Origin of the sequence: Actinomyces sp. oral taxon 448 str. F0400, from assembly GCF_000220835.1 — a bacterium.
Lineage (GTDB): Bacteria > Actinomycetota > Actinomycetes > Actinomycetales > Actinomycetaceae > Actinomyces.
The window spans coordinates 1,853,124-1,868,958 of the sequence record NZ_GL985606.1; the positions used below are offsets into that span (position 1 = coordinate 1,853,124).

Genomic DNA, 15,835 nt, shown 5'->3' on the forward strand with positions numbered 1-15,835 from the left:
GCGTCATCCGAGCGGTGCGCGCTCAGAACTGGATCTCGTCGAGGTTCGTAGAGGCGGGGCCCTCGACGGCCTCGTCGCCTCCGGCCGGCGCAGTGTCCAGGGGGATGTCGGAGAACATGTCCTCCTCCGCGGCGCGCCGCGCCTTCTCAGCCTCCGCGCGGCGGGTGCGGGCCTCGTCCCCCGGGATGACCTGGAGCCTGTCCTCGGACACCTCGCGCAGAGCGATGCTCAACGCCTTCTCGCCGGCGTCGGCCTCGATCAGCGGGCCGAAGAATTCGAACTGGTTGTCCTCGAGCTGCTGGGTGTAGGTGTTGATCTGGCGTGCGCGTTTGGCGGCCTCCACCACGAGCCCGTACTTGGAGTCGACCTTCTCGAGCAGGTCGTCGATCGGAGGGTTGGTGATGCCCTCGGGCTGTGCAGAGGTTCCGAGCATGAGCTTCTCCCCGTTTTCCCGTGCGTCGACGTTCAATCGGCGTCCGGATGACGTGATGACTGACGTATCAGTGCTGATGGTAGCCGCGCCAGTCTAACCTTTGAGCCCCAGGAGAGATTCGAGCTCATCCGTGGCACGTGCCACGGTGTCGTTGACGATGAGGTGATCGAACTCCCCGGCGGCGTCCATCTCCATGCGCGCGGTGGCCAGACGGCGCTCCTGCTCGCGAGAGTTCTCCGTGCCGCGACCGGTCAGGCGCGCGACGAGCGCCTCCCAGTTCGGCGGCATGAGGAAGACCAGCTGGGCCGAGGGCATGGAACGGCGGACCTGCCGGGCTCCCGCCAGGTCGATCTCGAGCAGGGCCGGGCGACCGTCGTTCAGCCGGGCCTGAACCGGTTCGCGGGGTGTGCCGTAACGGTGCGCCCCGTGAACCAGGGCCCACTCCAGCATCTGCCCCTCGGCGACCAGCTCGTCGAACTCCGCGTCGGACACGAAGTAGTAGTGCACACCGTCGACCTCACCCGGCCTGGGCGGGCGCGTGGTCACCGAAACCGAAACGAACAGATCGGGGTGACGGCGTCGCAGCTCGGCGACGACCGTGCCCTTGCCCACGGCTGTGGGACCGGCGAGAACGGTCAGACGGGAGGACGGGACCGGGGAGGCTGCCATGCCCGTATGATGCCCCAAGCGTTCGCGTCGGCGGTCAGCCCCGCAGCGCCAGGAGGGCCTGCTGGGCCGCGACCCGCGCAGCCGCCCGCAAGGCCGGGGCGTGTGGTCCCGCCTGCAGCACGCCGCGCGAGGTGGAGGCGAGCACGTGGTGCCGGGCGTCGCCGAAGACCTCAGCGAGCTCCTTGGCCCCCGCCCCCTGCGCTCCGACGCCCGGCGCCAGTAGCGGGCCCCCCGCCGACCGCAGGTCGATGCCGAGCTCGGCCACGGCGCCACCGACAGTCGCACCGATGACAAGACCGACGCTGCCGAGCACCCCGGCACGCTGGGCCGACTCGTTGAGAGCGCCCACGCCCTCGACGATACCCCGGGCGACGGACCACTCCCCCGCCGTCGTGCGCATGACGGCGTGCTGGACGTCGGAGCCCTCCGGATTCGACGTCAGAGCCAGCACGAACACGCCGCGCCCGTTGCTCTCCGCCAGTTCCAGCGCCGGGGCCAACGAGCCGAGCCCGAGGTAGGGCGAGACCGTGATGGCATCAGCGGCCAGCGGAGAGCCGTCGGTAAGGTAGGCCTGGGCGTAACCGCTCATGGTGGAACCGATATCACCTCGCTTGACGTCGAGGACGCACAGGGTTCCGGTTGCGCGCAGGGCGGCCAGAGTCTCCTCCAGAACCGCGATGCCGGCGGCCCCGTGCCTCTCGAAGAAGGCCGACTGCGGTTTGACGGCCGCGACCCTGCCGCCGAGAGCCTCCACGGTGCGCAGGGCGAACTCCCTCAGTCCCTGCGGCGTGTCCGGCAGGCCCCAGGCCTCCAGCAGCGCACGGTGCGGGTCGATTCCCACGCACAGCGGGCCGTGGGAATCCATGGCCCGGGCCAGGGCAGCTCCGAAGGGCAGCGTGCCCGGGACGTCCCTCGCCCTTTCATCTTCGTCTCGGACTCCTCCGCGGACGTCGGCGGAGCTCATGCCCGAGCCCGCTGCGTCGCAGCGCCCTCAACCGCTCTCCGCAGACGGGAGACCCGCTCGGCGTCGTGCTCCTGAAGGCTGCGCACCCCGAAGGGCCCGCGCAGTTGCGCTTCCAAGGCCTGAACGGCCGCCTGAAGTTCCTGGACGGTGGTGATGATGGGGCGCTCGGCGCTCGTCGTGGCGGCCCGGATCGAGTAGCCGTCGGCGCGAGCCCCCTGCCCCCTGGGGGTGTTGACGACCATGTCGATGGCGCCGGACTCGATGAGCTCGACGATCGTCTGCTCGCCGTGGGCCCCCCGCCCCTCGCTGACCTTGCGCACGCCCGTGGCGGGGATGCCGTTGCGACGCAGCACCTGGGCCGTGCCCGTGGTGGCGAGGATGGTGAAACCCAGCTCGGCCAGGCGGGCCACCGGCAGGATGACGGCCCGCTTGTCCCGATCCGCGACTGAAACGAACAGCGTGCCCTCGCCGGGAAGGCCGCCGTAGGCGCCGGCCTGCGACTTGGCGAAGGCGCGGGGGAAGTCGACGTCGTAGCCCATGACCTCGCCGGTCGAGCGCATCTCCGGGCCCAGGACGGTGTCGACGACCCGGCCGACCGGGGTGCGGAAGCGCTTGAAGGGCAGGACGGCCTCCTTGACCGCGATCGGGTCGTCGGGGTCGGTGCGGCCCGCGTCCGCCCGGGGCAGGTGCCCCGAGGCCCGCAGCGAGGCGATGGAACGGCCCGCCATGAGCAGAGCCGCCGCCTTGGCGAGCTGAACGCCCGTGGCCTTGGAGACGAAGGGCACCGTGCGGCTCGCCCGCGGGTTGGCCTCGATGACGTAGAGCGTATCGCTCATGAGGGCGAACTGGATGTTGATCAAGCCCCGTACGCCCACGCCCTCGGCGATGGCCAGCGTGGAACGGCGGATACGGGCGATCTCCGCATCCGACAGGGTCATCGGCGGCAGCACGCAGGCGGAGTCGCCGGAATGGATGCCCGCCTCCTCGATGTGTTCCATGACACCGCCGAGGAAGAGCTCGGTGCCGTCGTACAGGGCGTCGACGTCGATCTCGACGGCGTCATCGAGGAAGCGGTCGATTAGCAGGGGACCCGCCCCGTAGGCGCCCCCCGGCTCGGCGCCCGCACGACGCAGGTAGTCGTCCAGGCCGTCGGTGTCGTAGACGATCTCCATGCCGCGCCCACCCAGGACGTAGCTGGGACGCACCAGGACGGGGAAACCGATCTCCCCGGCCACGGCCAGCGTCTGCTCGTCGGAACGGGCGGTTCCGTGGGCGGGCGCGGGCAGGCCGGCCCGCTCCAGCACGACGCCGAAGACCTGCCGGTCCTCCGCGGCGTCGATGGCCTCCGGACTCGTTCCCACGATGGGCACGCCGGCAGCCATGAGCCTGGCGGCCAGCGACAGCGGGGTCTGACCGCCGAGTTGGACGATCATGCCGGCCACCGGCCCGGCCGCTTTCTCCGCCTCGTAGACCTCCATGACGTCCTCGAAGGTCAGAGGCTCGAAGTAGAGCCGGTCGGAAACGTCGTAGTCGGTGGAGACCGTCTCAGGATTGCAGTTGACCATGACGGTCTCGTAGCGCTCGGCGAGCGCCATGGTGGCGTGCACGCAGGAGTAGTCGAACTCGATGCCCTGGCCGATGCGGTTGGGGCCGGACCCCAGGATAATGACGGCCTCGCGCGTGCGCGGTGCGACCTCGGTCTCCAGGTCGTAGGAGGAGTAGTGGTAGGGCGTGCGAGCGGCGAACTCGGCCGCGCAGGTGTCGACCGTCTTGTAAACGGGGCGCAGCCCGTACGCGTGGCGGATCTCGCGGACCGTGTCCTCGCCAATGCCCCGCAGGGCGGCGATCTGGATGTCGGAGAAGCCGTGGCGCTTGGCCCGGACCAGGAGGTCGGCGGTCAGGGCATCGGCGCGGCGGACCTCGAGAGCGATCTCCTCGAGCAGAAGCATCTGGTCGAGGAACCACGGATCGATCCTCGTGGCCTCGAAGAGCTGATCGACCTCGGCGCCGCCGCGGATCGCCTGCTGGAGATCGACCAGTCGATGCTCGGTGGGCGTGCGCAGGGACTCCACGAGGGCGGCGGTCTCCTCGGGGTCGGGAGCCCGACCGTCCCAATGGAAGACGGTGCCCTTCTTGTCGAGCGAGCGCACCGCCTTCTGGAGGGCCTCGGTGAACGACCGGCCGATGGCCATGGCCTCGCCGACCGACTTCATGGTGGTGGTCAGCGTCGGGTCCGCGCCGCGGAACTTCTCGAAGGCGAAACGCGGAACCTTGACGACGACGTAGTCGAGGGCGGGCTCGAAGGAGGACGGCGTCGAACCGGTGATGTCGTTGGGGATCTCATCGAGCGTATAGCCCACGGCCAGACGCGCCGCGATCTTGGCGGTCGGGAAGCCGGTGGCCTTGGAGGCCAGAGCGGAGGAGCGCGAGACGCGCGGGTTCATCTCGATGACGATGACGCGTCCGGTGGTCGGATCGACTGCGAACTGAATGTTGCATCCGCCCGTGTCCACCCCGACCTCGCGGATGACGGCGATGCCGATGTCGCGCAGGCGCTGCATCTCACGGTCGGTCAGGGTCAGAGCGGGGGCGACGGTAACCGAGTCGCCGGTGTGGACGCCCACGGGGTCGACGTTCTCGATGGAGCACACGACGACGACGTTGTCCGCCTTGTCGCGCATGAGCTCGAGCTCGTACTCCTTCCAACCCAGGATGGACTCCTCCAAAAGCACCTCGGTGGTGCGCGAAGCCGCCAGACCCTGCCCGCAGATGCGGGTAAGGTCCTCCTCATCGAAGGCGATGCCGGAGCCGAGCCCGCCCATGGTGAAGGAGGGGCGCACGACGACTGGATAACCGCCCAGCGACTCGACGGCCTCGTGGCATTCGACCATCGTGCGGGCGATGATGGAGCGGGCCACCTCGGCGCCGCAGCGCTCGACGACGCTTTTGAACTCGTCGCGGTCCTCGCCGGCGTTGATGGCCCCGGCGCTCGCCCCGATGAGTTCGACGTCATAGCGCTCCAGGACGCCCGCCTCAACCAGGCCCATGGCGGCGTTGAGCGCCGTCTGCCCGCCCAGGGTCGGCAGGAGAGCGTCGGGGCGCTCCTTGGCGATGACGGCGGCGAGCACCTCGGTGGTGATCGGCTCAACGTAGGTGGCATCGGCCATGTCCGGGTCGGTCATGATCGTCGCCGGGTTGGAGTTGACCAGGATGACTCGGATGCCCTCTGCGCGCAGGACACGGCAAGCCTGAGTACCGGAGTAGTCGAACTCGCAGGCCTGGCCGATGACGATCGGCCCGGAGCCGATGACCACGACGGAGCGGATATCGGGACGCAGCGGCATGTCAGTGCGCCTCCTGGGTCGTCTCGGGAGCCGTACCGTCCCGGTGGGAGACCATGAGCTCGATGAACCGGTCGAACAAGTGCTCCCCGTCGTGGGGGCCCGCGGCCGCCTCGGGATGGAACTGCACGGAGAAGGCCGGCATGTTCAGGGCCCGCAGCCCTTCGACGACGTCGTCGTTCAGCCCGACGTGAGAGACCTCGATGGGCCCGTAGCGGCCCGAGTCGTAGGGGGCCGTGCTGGGGGCGTCGATGGGCGCGTCCACGGCGAAGCCGTGATTGTGCGCGGTGATCTCGACGCGTCCGGTGGCGCGGTCGAGCACCGGCTGGTTGACGCCGCGGTGGCCGTAGCCGAGCTTATAGGTGCCGTAGCCCAGCGCCCGCCCGAAGATCTGGTTGCCCAGGCAGATGCCGAAGAACGGGATGCCGGCGTCCAGAACTCCGCGCAGCAGCTCGACCTCACCTGTCGCGGCGCCCGGGTCGCCCGGCCCATTGGAGAAGAAGACGCCGTCAGGACCGAGGGCGAGCACCTGGGCCAGAGACGTGGTCTGCGGCAAAACGTGGACGCGCACGCCCCGCTCTGCCAACTGCCACGGGGTGCGGGCCTTGATGCCCAGGTCGATGGCGGCGACCCGGGCCACGGGTTCGCGCCCCTCGAAGCGTCCCGAGGGCTCGACGACGTAGTGCTCGCGCGTACTGACCTCGCCGGCCAGGGCCTGACCGGCCATGGGGGGCGAGACGCGCACGGCGTCCAGGCAGATGTCGACGGCCGCTGCGGACGGTCCCGCCGGATCATCGGCGCCGGCGGGCAGGGCCGCCCCGGAGAAGATGCCCGCGCGCATGGCGCCGCGCTCGCGCAGATGCCGGGTCAGCGCCCGAGTGTCGACCTCGCAGACGCCGACCACGCCGGCGTCAGCCAGCTCGTCCTCTAGCTCCCGACGCGACCTCCAGCTCGAGGCGCGCCGCGCCGGATCGCGCACGACGTAGCCAGCGACCCAGATGCGCCCCGACTCGCGATCCTCGTCGTTAACGCCGGTATTGCCGATGTGCGGGGCCGTCATGACGACGATCTGGTGATGGTAGGACGGGTCGGTGAGGGTCTCCTGATAGCCGGTCATGCCGGTGTTGAAGACGATCTCCCCGACGGCGCGCCCCGCGGCGCCGTAAGCCGCGCCCCGCAGGACGTAGCCGTCCTCCAGGACTAGCAGAGCCTTTCCGCGGGTCTGGGAGCGCCGCGATCCCGGCGCCGTGCGCGCAGCGGATGCAATCGGCATCTCAGGCCTCCCGCGTGCGGATCGGGACCCCGTCGAGCACGGTCGCCCGGCCGTGCAGGAAGGTGGCCCGCACCTGACCGGGAAGCCGCATGCCCGCGTAGGGGGTGTTGGCCGAATGCGTCCACTGCGCCCGGCCGTCGACGGTGCGCCGCACGTCGGGGTCGATCAGCGTGAGATTAGCGGGGGCGCCCGCCTCCAGGCCCCGCCCCTGGTCGTCCACCCGCCCGATGAGGGCCGGCGCGCTCGACATGACCCGAGCGAGGTCGCGCCAGCTCATGCGCCCAGTGCTCACCATGGTCTCGATGAGAACCGGCAGGGCTGTCTCCAGCCCCGTCATGCCGAAGGCGCCGGCCTGCCATTCGCAGTCCTTGTCCTCCAGCGGGTGAGGAGCGTGGTCGGTGCCGACGACGTCGATGGTGCCGTCGGCCAGCGCTCGACGCACGGCCTCGACGTCCTCGGCGGTGCGCAGCGGCGGGTTGACCTTGTACAGGGGCGAGTACGTGCGCGCCATCTCGTCGGTCAGCAGCAGGTGGTGCGGAGTGACCTCGGCAGTCACGTCGATGCCGCGAGCCTTGGCCCAGCGGACGATGTCGACGCTTCCGGCCGTCGACAGATGGCACACGTGCAGGCGGGATCCCACATGCTGGGCCAGCAGGACGTCGCGGGCGATGATCGACTCCTCGGCCACGGCCGGCCAACCACGCAACCCCAGTTCGGCGGAGACGACGCCCTCGTGCATCTGGGCGTCCTCGGTCAGGCGGGGATCCTGAGCGTGCTGGGCGACGACCCCGTCGAAGCTCTTGACGTACTCCAGTGCGCGGCGCATGAGGACGGGGTCGGCCACGCACCGCCCGTCGTCGGAGAAGATGCGGACCCGGGCGGCGCAGTGCGCCATGGCGCTCATCTCCGACAGGTGCCGGCCCTCCAGACCGGCGCTCACGGAGCCGATCGGATGAACGTCGACCCAGCCCGCCTCGCGGCCCAGCCTCAGAACCTGCTCGACGACGCCGGCGTTGTCCTGGACGGGAGTGGTATTGGCCATGGCGAACACGGCGGTGTACCCGCCCACGGCGGCGGCCCGGGTACCGGTGAAGACGGTTTCAGCACTTTCACCGCCGGGCTCGCGCAGATGGGTGTGGATGTCGACCAGGCCGGGCAGAGCCACCAGGCCATCCGCGTCATAGCGGTGGACGTCGTCCGGAGCCCGGGCGGCGGCGTCGGGGCCGACGGCGGCGATAATGCCGTCGACCAGCAGAATGTCGGCGGCGGACTCGCCGTAGGGGCGAGCTCCGGTCAGCAGGTGCGCGATCACAGCTGATTCCCTTCGTCGGCCAGGAGGAGGTAGAGAGCGGCCATGCGCACCGACACACCGTTGCCGACCTGCTCGATGACGCGTGAGCGGGGGTCGTCCGCGGCCTCCGCGGTGATTTCCAGGCCGCGGTTCATCGGACCGGGATGCATGACGATGGCGTGGGACGGCATGGCCGCGCGACGCGCAAGGTTCAGACCGTAGGCCTGCGAGTACTCGGCCGGGCTGGGGAAGAAGCCGCCCCCGGCGGCGCTCATCCGCTCGCGCTGGATGCGCAACATCATGACGGCGTCGGGCTCGACCTCCTCGATGGCCGCGTCGAGGTCGTAGCGCACCCGGCAGGTCCATTCATCCATGCCGACCGGCAGGAGAGTCGGCGGGGCCACGAGGGTGACCCGGGCTCCCAGAGTGGTCAGCAGAGCGACGTTGGAACGGGCCACGCGGGAGTGGAGGACGTCCCCGACGATGACGACCCTCGCCCCGGCGAGATCGCGTCCCTGCGGCGCCGGGGTGCCGTCCCCGGCGCGGGCGGCGCCCGAGTCCGGGCCGCCGGGCGCGTACCAGCGACGCAGGGTCATGGCGTCCAGGAGCGCCTGCGTGGGATGCTGATGAGTGCCGTCGCCCGCGTTGAGGACGGGGACGTCGATCCAACCGGCGTGGGCGAGCAGGTGGGCGGCCCCGCACGCGCGGTGACGCACGACGACGGCGTCGGCCCCCATGGCCATGATCGTCTGGGCCGTGTCCTTGAGCGACTCGCCCTTGGAGACGCTCGACCCCTTGGCGGAGAAGTTGATGACGTCGGCGCTCAAACGCTTGGCGGCGGCTTCAAAGGATAGGCGCGTGCGAGTGGAGTCCTCGAAGAAGAGGTTGACGACGGTCTTGCCGCGCAGGGTGGGCAGCTTCTTGACGGCGTGACGCTGGGTGGCGGCCATGGCCTCGGCGGTATCGAGGATCATGACGGCCTCTTCATGAGTCAGATCCTGTGCGGACAGCAGGTGCTTCACCGGGCGGCCTCCTCGTCCCGGGCGCCGGTGACATCATGGATGGTGACGGCGTCGGCGGGTGCGCCGAGCTCGGTCAGCGAGACGACGACCGTCTCGGTGCGGGAGGTCGGCAGGTTCTTGCCGACGTAGTCGGCGCGGATCGGCAGCTCGCGGTGGCCGCGGTCGACCAGGACCGCGAGCTGGACGGCATCGGCACGCCCGACCGAGCCCAGGGCGTCCAGTGCCGCACGGATGGTGCGTCCGGAGTACAGGACATCGTCGACCAGAATGACGGTGCGTCCCTCGAGCGTGCCGCCGGGGATCCGGGTGGGCTGCGGAACGCGGATGGGGTGGCGACCCAGGTCGTCACGGAACATGGTGATGTCCAGCGTTCCGACGGGGACCGAGGCGGCGGGGGGTCGGCAGCCGGACAGCGCGGCCTCCTCCGTCAGCGCGACGGTCAGGGCTCCGCCGAGGCGGCTGGCCAGGGGGACGCCGCCCGAGGGGATACCCAGGAGGAGGACGTCGTCAACGCCCCGATTGCGTTCGACGATCTCGTGAGCGATGCGGACGAGAGAGCGCTGGATCTCGGCTGCGCCGAGGATCCGCTTCCCGGTGGGCTGCTTGTCGGCCACGGTGACGTGGACCTCCTTCTTCGCCTCACTGGACGAGCTTCAAGGATGTCTGGCAGCGCGATAATAGCGCGCCACCCGCCCGCCGGGTGCGTTCACCGCGTGCCTGTTGAGCGACTGCCGGACGTTCATCAGGCGTAGGGGACCCGCGGGTCGGACGCGTTGTCCGCAAGCGAACGAATCTTGGCGATGAGGACCGCGTGGGTGATGAGGAGGGCGAGAGCGCAGACGAGCCCGATCCCCAATCCGATCACCGCCGGATCGCTCCTACTCCAGCCCAGGTAGTCGACAGCGCTCATGACGACGACCACCACTGTGACGGCCGGCGCCCCCTGGAGGACGGAAACGGCCAGAAGCGCGCCGGTGACGGACCTGGCCCCGTCCCAGTGGGCGGGTTGCGGGGAGGAGTCCGAATAAACCCGCACGCACGCCGCCAGGGACAAACCGAAGGATGTGGCCCACAAGATGCCGATGAGCCACGGCAGAACCATGATGCTCATGGCCACTATCACGAACCAGAAGGCGACCGCATCGGTGGACCCGGCCCCGGAGGACCTCGACGACCCCGTGCTCACAGAGGCGAAGAACAAGAGCACCGTGAGCAGCTGCACCGTCTCGGAGACGACACCGGTGATCACCCCTCCCAGGGCCAGGCCCCGAGTGGTTCTACGACTCCTGTTCGCAGTCTCCTCGGGACTCGGCGGTGGAATGACGAACACCGGCGGTGGAATGAACGGCGCGCCGCCCGGCCCGTACGGCGAACCCGGTGCATACGGGGGCCGTTGGGATCCGCCGGAGTGCGAGGAGGCGGTCGGATCGGAGTACGGGCCGGGCTGGTAAGGCGGGTACTGGCTCATGCTCTCAGCTCTCCGGAAGCTTCACGGCGGACGGACCGGCAGCGGCGGGCCCGCCGTCGGCGTCGAGCGCAGCCGTGCACCAAAATCCAACGGCCAGCGGACGGCCGCGGACACCCCAAGACATCATCGCATCGGGACGGGCGGTGCGCGGATCGCTGCCAGGACGGCCGCGGACAGGCCGGAACTGAAACGTGGTCACGCCCTCAGCCTAGACGGAGACCTCGTGACGTCGATGGGGCCCACTGCCCGGGCGGCGACCGGCGCTAGTCAATCATAGGCGATCAGGAGCTCAGCAAAAGTGATCGGCCGGCAGTCAGTGAGCCGCCCGACGTCGTCGGTAACGCGGTCCAAGGCGCCGGCGGGACCCCGTCGCCGGGTGCGACGTTCAGCGCAATGTGTCAGCCAGATCGCCGATGCGGCCGAGCAGACCGTTGAGGAACCTCGGGGAGTCGTCGGTCGACAGCATACGCCCTAGCGTCATGGCCTCATTGATGGCGACCGGGGCGTCAACCTCGTCGTTCCAGACGATCTCCCAGGTGGCGATCCGGGCGACCGCGCGGTCAACCGCCGGCATGCGCGCCAGCGTCCAGCCCTGAGCGTAGGTCTCGAGGATCTCATCGTCCTCCGCTAGGTGGTCCGCCACCCCGGCGAGGATCGTGCGAGTGTAGGCGGGAGCCTCGGTGTGGTTGGCGGAGTGGACAGCGCGCTCGGCCGCGAACTCGCGCAGGCGCTCGGCGGCCCCAGTCGGGTTGGACGCGCCCGACCCGGCCTCACCGTCGCCGGAGCGCAGCAGGCCGCGCTGGTCGGCCTCGAAGAGGATCTCGACGGCGCGGCGGCGCGCCTTGGTCCGGGCGGTGACAGCGTGCCTACTCCCGCTCCCCGATCCGGAGGCTCCGCCTGCCCGCCCGGTACTAGCCGTATCGTCAGCCATCGTGTCGGTCAGTCGGTAACCCGGCTGATGTAGGAACGCGACCGGGTGTCGACCTTGACCCTATCCCCCGTGTTGAGGAACAGCGGGACCTGAATTTCGGCACCGGTCTCAAGCGTGGCCGGCTTGGTGCCGGCGCTCGAGCGGTCGCCCTGCAGACCGGGCTCGGTGTGAGAGATCGTCAGGACGACGGCTGCCGGCAGCTCGATGAACAGGACGTCGTCGTCGTGGAAGGCGACGATGACGTCCTGACCCTCGAGCATGAGGTCAGCGGCGTCGCCGACCGTTTCGGCCGTCACGTAGGTCTGCTCGTAGGAGGTCAGGTCCATGAAGACGAAGCCGTCGCCGTCCCTGTAGGAGTACTGCATGTCGCGACGATCGACGGTGGCGGTCTCAATCTTCAGACCCGCGTTGAAGGTCTTGTCGACGGTCTTGCCCGACATGACGTTCTTGATCTTGGTGCGCACGAACGCGGGACCCTTGCCCGGCTTGACGTGCTGAAACTCGACCACCTGCCACAGCTGGCCCTCGAGGTTGAGCACCAGGCCGTTCTTCAGGTCGTTCGTCGTTGCCACGAGAGGATTCCTCACTGTTGGGGACACTGTTGAGAACTGGAAGAGTCTTGGAACGACGCGAGTCTACCGCGGGCTCCGCGCGCGACCTTCGCGCCCGCCTGCGAGGCCGGTCACGAGGACGAGCTCGTCGGCTGCGGTCGCCAACCGGAAGCCGGGCCGGCGACGATCACCAGTCGTCGGCGATGAGGGCGGCCGCCTCGCGCGGAGTCGTCTGGGTGGTATCGATCTGCGCCGCGGCGAGTCCGCCGCACAGGGTCCGGCGGGCGTGCAGCATCTGGACGAACGCGCGGCGGACGCCTCTCAGCGCTATCGAGCGTGGTGCGTCCAGGCCGTCGCGGGTGGCCAGGCACCGCGTGCTCGCCGTCAAAGCCACAACGCGGCCGCCGGCATCGACCACCTCGTCCAGGGAGCGCCGGACCTCCGGGTCCTCCAGGCAGCCCGAGCCGAGCGCGATCACCATGGGCCGGTTCGCGGCCCGCGCCGCCCCGGCGAGCAGGTCGAGCGCGATAGCCGCCTCAATGCGTCGGTAGCGGACCTCGGGCACCGCGACCAGCGCCACGTCCGGGCTCGTGCCCGCGGCCCGGGCGACCTCCTCGCCCAGGTCCGCGACGGGCACTCCTCGAACCCCGGCCAGGGCCCGGCCCACGGTGGTGCACCCGGCTCCGGGCGGGCCGATCAGGACGACGGAGCCGGTCGGGCCGGATGCGTGCTCACCGCTCGTATCGCTCATACTGTGGATCCGGCGACCGCGTCGTGGGCCCCGCGCAGCACCGCGGCGCCGGGGATGACACCGCGGACGGGGCGAGCGACGTCATCGAGCAGGACCATGCGGATCCGCCCGGCGCGCACCTTCTTGTCCGAGCGCATGATGCCCGCCATCTCTTCGAAGCGGCCGACCCCCTCCGGAAAGGCGATGGGCAGACCGGCGGCAGCGAAGGCCTCGCGGTGCAGGGCCGTCACATCGGCGTTCGCGCGTCCGAGACGATGGGCGACCTCGGCCGCGAAGACGCAGCCGACGGCGACCGCTTCGCCATGCCGCCACCGGTAGCCGGTGGCCGTCTCCACGGCGTGAGCGTAGGTGTGACCATAGTTGAGGATCTCGCGCGAGCCGGACTCGACCGGATCCTCTCCCACGACGGCGGCCTTGACGGCCACAGAACGGGCGACGAGCTCAGTGAGCACCGGCGAGTCCCACCGGACGACGTCGGCCGGGTCGGCCAAAACGCGGTCGAGGATGACCGGGTCGGCGATGAACCCGCACTTGATGACCTCGCCCAGCCCGGCCCGCAGCTCGTCGGCCGGCAGCGTTCCCAGCGCCATCAGATCGCACACGACGCCTCGCGGCGAATAGAAGGCGCCGACCAGATTCTTGCCCATCGGAGTGTCGATGCCGGTCTTGCCGCCGACGGCCGCGTCGACCATGGCCAGCAGCGTGGTGGGAACATGGACGAGGGCGACGCCCCGCAACCACGTGGCCGCCGCGAAGCCGGCGAGGTCGGTCGTCGCGCCCCCGCCCACGGCGACAACGCAGCCGTCGCGCCCCATGCGCATCCGGCCCAGCCGCTCCCAGAGCGTCTCCAGTACAGCGCTGGTCTTGGACCTCTCCCCGCCGGGGACGAGGATCCGCTCAACCCTCAGCCCCGCGTCGCGCAACCCCTCCTCGTACCTGTCGGCGAACTCCACCAGTTCACGGGCGTGGACGAGCGCCACTCCCCCGGCCCCGCCGCCGGGCGCCTCGATGACGGCGCGAACCGCCTCCGCAGCGAGGTCATGCCCGACGACGACCTCGTAGGGCCGCGCGGCGTTCACCCGCAGGCGCAGACGCCCGTCGGCCCCCGGCCGCAGGCGTTGGGAGGAGGGCTCGAGGGCGCTGGAACCGGTCGGGTCGGCCGGGGTCGGACGCCTCCGGGGGGGCGGGGCGGGCTCGCCCAGATGGGACAGCGCTCGTGCCGTGCCGGACGCCTCCACGCCCAGCCCCACGAGGATGAGCGCCGCCACCTGCTGAGGCGTCAGGCCGTCGGTGGGAACGGCGAGTGTGGCCACCCCGGTGTACAGCGGGGTGCGCTGGGCGTGGAGGGCCTCCATCCGTGTCAGGACGGTGCCGAGCTCGTCCGGCGGGACCGTCCGCGTCGGCTGGCGGGCAGTGCGCAGCGCGCTCTGCGCGGCGTCGGAGTCCGCGTCCGGGGCGATGAGCGGGCGTCCCCTTCCGTCGCCCACGTGCGCGGCGGCTGTCTCGGGCGAGGCCACTAGGTGAACCACAGTGCGGCCCTCCAGCAGGGATCGGTTCTCCTCGCGCAGGACGGCGCCTCCGCCCAGAGCCACGACGCCCTGCGCTGGCGTCGGGGAGTCCAGCACCGCGCGCAACGCCCGCGCCTCCCGCGCGCGGAACCCCTCCTCGCCTTCTCGAGCGAAGATCTCCGGGATCGTCAGGCGCGCCCGTCGGCGGATCTCGGCATCGGTGTCGGTGACCTGCACGCCGAGGGCGGTGGCGAGCAGACGCGCCACCGTGGTCTTGCCCGCGCCCGGCAGCCCCACCAGAACCAGGGGCAGAAGCGCCTGATCGAGCGTGACGCGAGGGCCGGGGCGACGGATCATCACTCGTCCCCCCGCCACCGGGTGCGCTCGGCGAGACGGGTCAGGTAGCCCCTGAGATTGCGTCTGGCCTCGGCGAGGCTGTCCCCGCCGGTTTTGTCCAGCAGCGCATCCGCCAGGACGAGCGCGACCATGGCCTCGGCGATGACGGCTCCGGGCACGACGGCCGTGGTGTCGGAGCGCTGGTGCAACCCGGTGGCCCGCTCGCCGGTCGCCGTGTCCACGGTGCGCAGCGCCCGGGGAACGGTGGAGATCGGCTTGTAGGCGGCGCGCACGCGGATCGGACTGCCGTTGGACATCCCGCCCTCGATGCCGCCGGCGCGATTCGAGGCGCGGGTGACGGTCCCCGAGACGAGAGCCGTGATCTCGTCGTGGGACCGGCTGCCGCGACGCGCGGCCAGGGCGAAGCCGTCCCCGATCTCAACCCCCTTGACGGCCTGGATGCCCATGAGCGCGCCCGCCAGACGGGCATCGAGACGCCGGTCCGCCTCAGCATGGGTCCCCAGTCCGATGGGCACCCCGAAGGCGATGACCTCGACCGTACCGCCCAGAGTGTCGCCGTCCCTCCTGGCGGCGTCGATCTCGGCAACCATGGCGGCCGACACGGTCGGGTCGGTGCACCGCACGGGGTCGGCGCTCAAACGCTCCTCGTCGTCGGGCCCGGGGCGACGCGCATCATCGGGCAGCTCCACGGCCCCGATTCGTACGACATGGCTGGTCAGGCGAGTCCCCGCCACCTGCCGGAGGACCGCGGCGGCCACCGCGCCGAGCGCGACCCGAGCGGCGGTCTCGCGAGCCGAGGCCCGTTCGAGCACCGGCCTGATGTCCGGCAGGTCGTACTTGAGGACCCCGGCCAGATCCGCATGGCCGGGACGCGGCCGGGTCAACGGCCGGTTTCGGGCGATCTCCCGCTCATCTCCGGTTCCGGCGTCGACGGCGAGCGCCGCGGGGTCGACGGGGTCGGCGCTCATAACGGTGGACCACTTGGGCCACTCGGAATTGCCGATCTGCACGACGATGGGGCCGCCGATGGTGCGTCCGTGCCGGATGCCGCCGAGCACGGTCAGGCGGTCCTGCTCGAAGGCCTGCCGGGCCCCCCGGCCGTGGCCGAGGCGCCGTCGGGCCAACGCCCGAGCGATCTGTCCGCTCGTGATCTCGACTCCCGCGGGAACGCCCTCGATCAGGGCGGTCAGGGCCTCGCCGTGGGACTCGCCGGCGGTCATCCATCGAAGCATGAGGCTGATCATCCCACATTCGTCCGCCTCCACGGCATCGGCGC

15 protein-coding genes are annotated in these 15,835 nt (G+C 70.6%); 1 reads left to right on the forward strand and 14 read right to left on the reverse strand.

Annotation, left to right across the window (positions count from 1 at the left end; translation table 11 throughout):
• Positions 1-22: 22 nt before the first annotated feature.
• The 9 genes from rpoZ to HMPREF9062_RS07945 form a co-directional block, all read right to left on the reverse strand.
• The gene (gene rpoZ / locus HMPREF9062_RS07905; protein ID WP_034253972.1) at positions 23-433 is read right to left on the reverse strand and encodes a DNA-directed RNA polymerase subunit omega; all 411 of its coding nucleotides are present in this window, start codon (positions 431-433) and stop codon (positions 23-25) included.
• Between the two features lie 93 nt (positions 434-526).
• Positions 527-1,102 carry a guanylate kinase gene (gmk, locus tag HMPREF9062_RS07910; protein ID WP_009749570.1) on the reverse strand — a complete coding sequence of 192 codons (576 nt, stop codon included), beginning with the start codon at positions 1,100-1,102 and terminating at the stop codon, positions 527-529.
• A 34-nt stretch (positions 1,103-1,136) separates the two neighbouring features.
• A complete protein-coding gene (pyrF, locus tag HMPREF9062_RS07915; protein ID WP_009749571.1) occupies positions 1,137-2,066 on the reverse strand; it encodes an orotidine-5'-phosphate decarboxylase in 930 nt (309 codons plus the stop codon).
• A complete protein-coding gene (gene carB, locus HMPREF9062_RS07920; protein ID WP_009749572.1) occupies positions 2,063-5,410 on the reverse strand; it encodes a carbamoyl-phosphate synthase large subunit in 3,348 nt (1,115 codons plus the stop codon). The genes pyrF and carB overlap by 4 nt, the downstream gene beginning before the upstream one ends.
• Before the next feature lies 1 nt (position 5,411).
• Entirely contained in the window at positions 5,412-6,680 is a 1,269-nt protein-coding gene (carA, locus tag HMPREF9062_RS07925; RefSeq protein ID WP_009749573.1) for a glutamine-hydrolyzing carbamoyl-phosphate synthase small subunit, read from the reverse strand.
• A 1-nt stretch (position 6,681) separates the two neighbouring features.
• Positions 6,682-7,992 carry a dihydroorotase gene (locus HMPREF9062_RS07930; RefSeq protein ID WP_009749574.1) on the reverse strand — a complete coding sequence of 437 codons (1,311 nt, stop codon included), beginning with the start codon at positions 7,990-7,992 and terminating at the stop codon, positions 6,682-6,684.
• A complete protein-coding gene (locus HMPREF9062_RS07935; RefSeq protein WP_009749575.1) occupies positions 7,989-8,993 on the reverse strand; it encodes an aspartate carbamoyltransferase catalytic subunit in 1,005 nt (334 codons plus the stop codon). The genes HMPREF9062_RS07930 and HMPREF9062_RS07935 overlap by 4 nt, the downstream gene beginning before the upstream one ends.
• Complete coding sequence (gene pyrR, locus HMPREF9062_RS07940) at positions 8,990-9,607, reverse strand: bifunctional pyr operon transcriptional regulator/uracil phosphoribosyltransferase PyrR (protein WP_009749576.1); 618 nt, start codon at positions 9,605-9,607, stop codon at positions 8,990-8,992. The genes HMPREF9062_RS07935 and pyrR overlap by 4 nt, the downstream gene beginning before the upstream one ends.
• Positions 9,608-9,735: 128 nt before the next feature.
• Positions 9,736-10,104 carry a hypothetical protein gene (locus HMPREF9062_RS07945; protein WP_156789994.1) on the reverse strand — a complete coding sequence of 123 codons (369 nt, stop codon included), beginning with the start codon at positions 10,102-10,104 and terminating at the stop codon, positions 9,736-9,738.
• Here HMPREF9062_RS07945 and HMPREF9062_RS12920 point away from each other — a divergent pair.
• Positions 10,103-10,444, forward strand: a complete 342-nt coding sequence (locus HMPREF9062_RS12920) for a hypothetical protein (protein WP_156789995.1) — start codon at positions 10,103-10,105, stop codon at positions 10,442-10,444. The genes HMPREF9062_RS07945 and HMPREF9062_RS12920 overlap by 2 nt on opposite strands.
• 402 nt (positions 10,445-10,846) lie before the next feature.
• On the opposite strand, the gene nusB is transcribed toward HMPREF9062_RS12920, so the two are convergent.
• From nusB to aroC, 5 genes are all read right to left on the reverse strand, one after another.
• On the reverse strand, positions 10,847-11,392 hold the full coding sequence (gene nusB / locus HMPREF9062_RS07950) for a transcription antitermination factor NusB (RefSeq protein WP_009749578.1): 546 nt from the start codon (positions 11,390-11,392) through the stop codon (positions 10,847-10,849).
• A gap of 8 nt (positions 11,393-11,400) precedes the next feature.
• Positions 11,401-11,964 carry an elongation factor P gene (efp, locus tag HMPREF9062_RS07955; RefSeq protein ID WP_009749579.1) on the reverse strand — a complete coding sequence of 188 codons (564 nt, stop codon included), beginning with the start codon at positions 11,962-11,964 and terminating at the stop codon, positions 11,401-11,403.
• A gap of 166 nt (positions 11,965-12,130) precedes the next feature.
• Positions 12,131-12,694 carry a shikimate kinase gene (locus tag HMPREF9062_RS07960; RefSeq protein ID WP_009749580.1) on the reverse strand — a complete coding sequence of 188 codons (564 nt, stop codon included), beginning with the start codon at positions 12,692-12,694 and terminating at the stop codon, positions 12,131-12,133.
• Complete coding sequence (gene aroB, locus HMPREF9062_RS07965) at positions 12,691-14,559, reverse strand: 3-dehydroquinate synthase (protein WP_009749581.1); 1,869 nt, start codon at positions 14,557-14,559, stop codon at positions 12,691-12,693. The genes HMPREF9062_RS07960 and aroB overlap by 4 nt, the downstream gene beginning before the upstream one ends.
• Entirely contained in the window at positions 14,559-15,791 is a 1,233-nt protein-coding gene (gene aroC, locus HMPREF9062_RS07970) for a chorismate synthase (protein WP_172634835.1), read from the reverse strand. The genes aroB and aroC overlap by 1 nt, the downstream gene beginning before the upstream one ends.
• Positions 15,792-15,835: the final 44 nt, after the last annotated feature.

Bases quoted from the DNA above. Each gene is read 5' to 3' on its own strand.
- rpoZ (WP_034253972.1), bottom strand. From the start codon at position 433: ATGCTCGGAACCTCTGCACAGCCCGAGGGCATCACCAACCCTCCGATC.
- gmk (WP_009749570.1), bottom strand. From the start codon at position 1,102: ATGGCAGCCTCCCCGGTCCCGTCCTCCCGTCTGACCGTTCTCGCCGGT.
- pyrF (WP_009749571.1), bottom strand. From the start codon at position 2,066: ATGAGCTCCGCCGACGTCCGCGGAGGAGTCCGAGACGAAGATGAAAGG.
- carB (WP_009749572.1), bottom strand. From the start codon at position 5,410: ATGCCGCTGCGTCCCGATATCCGCTCCGTCGTGGTCATCGGCTCCGGG.
- carA (WP_009749573.1), bottom strand. From the start codon at position 6,680: ATGCCGATTGCATCCGCTGCGCGCACGGCGCCGGGATCGCGGCGCTCC.
- HMPREF9062_RS12920 (WP_156789995.1), top strand. From the start codon at position 10,103: ATGGCCACTATCACGAACCAGAAGGCGACCGCATCGGTGGACCCGGCC.
- HMPREF9062_RS07945 (WP_156789994.1), bottom strand. From the start codon at position 10,104: ATGAGCATCATGGTTCTGCCGTGGCTCATCGGCATCTTGTGGGCCACA.
- nusB (WP_009749578.1), bottom strand. From the start codon at position 11,392: ATGGCTGACGATACGGCTAGTACCGGGCGGGCAGGCGGAGCCTCCGGA.
- HMPREF9062_RS07960 (WP_009749580.1), bottom strand. From the start codon at position 12,694: ATGAGCGATACGAGCGGTGAGCACGCATCCGGCCCGACCGGCTCCGTC.
- aroB (WP_009749581.1), bottom strand. From the start codon at position 14,559: ATGATCCGTCGCCCCGGCCCTCGCGTCACGCTCGATCAGGCGCTTCTG.
- aroC (WP_172634835.1), bottom strand. From the start codon at position 15,791: ATGCTTCGATGGATGACCGCCGGCGAGTCCCACGGCGAGGCCCTGACC.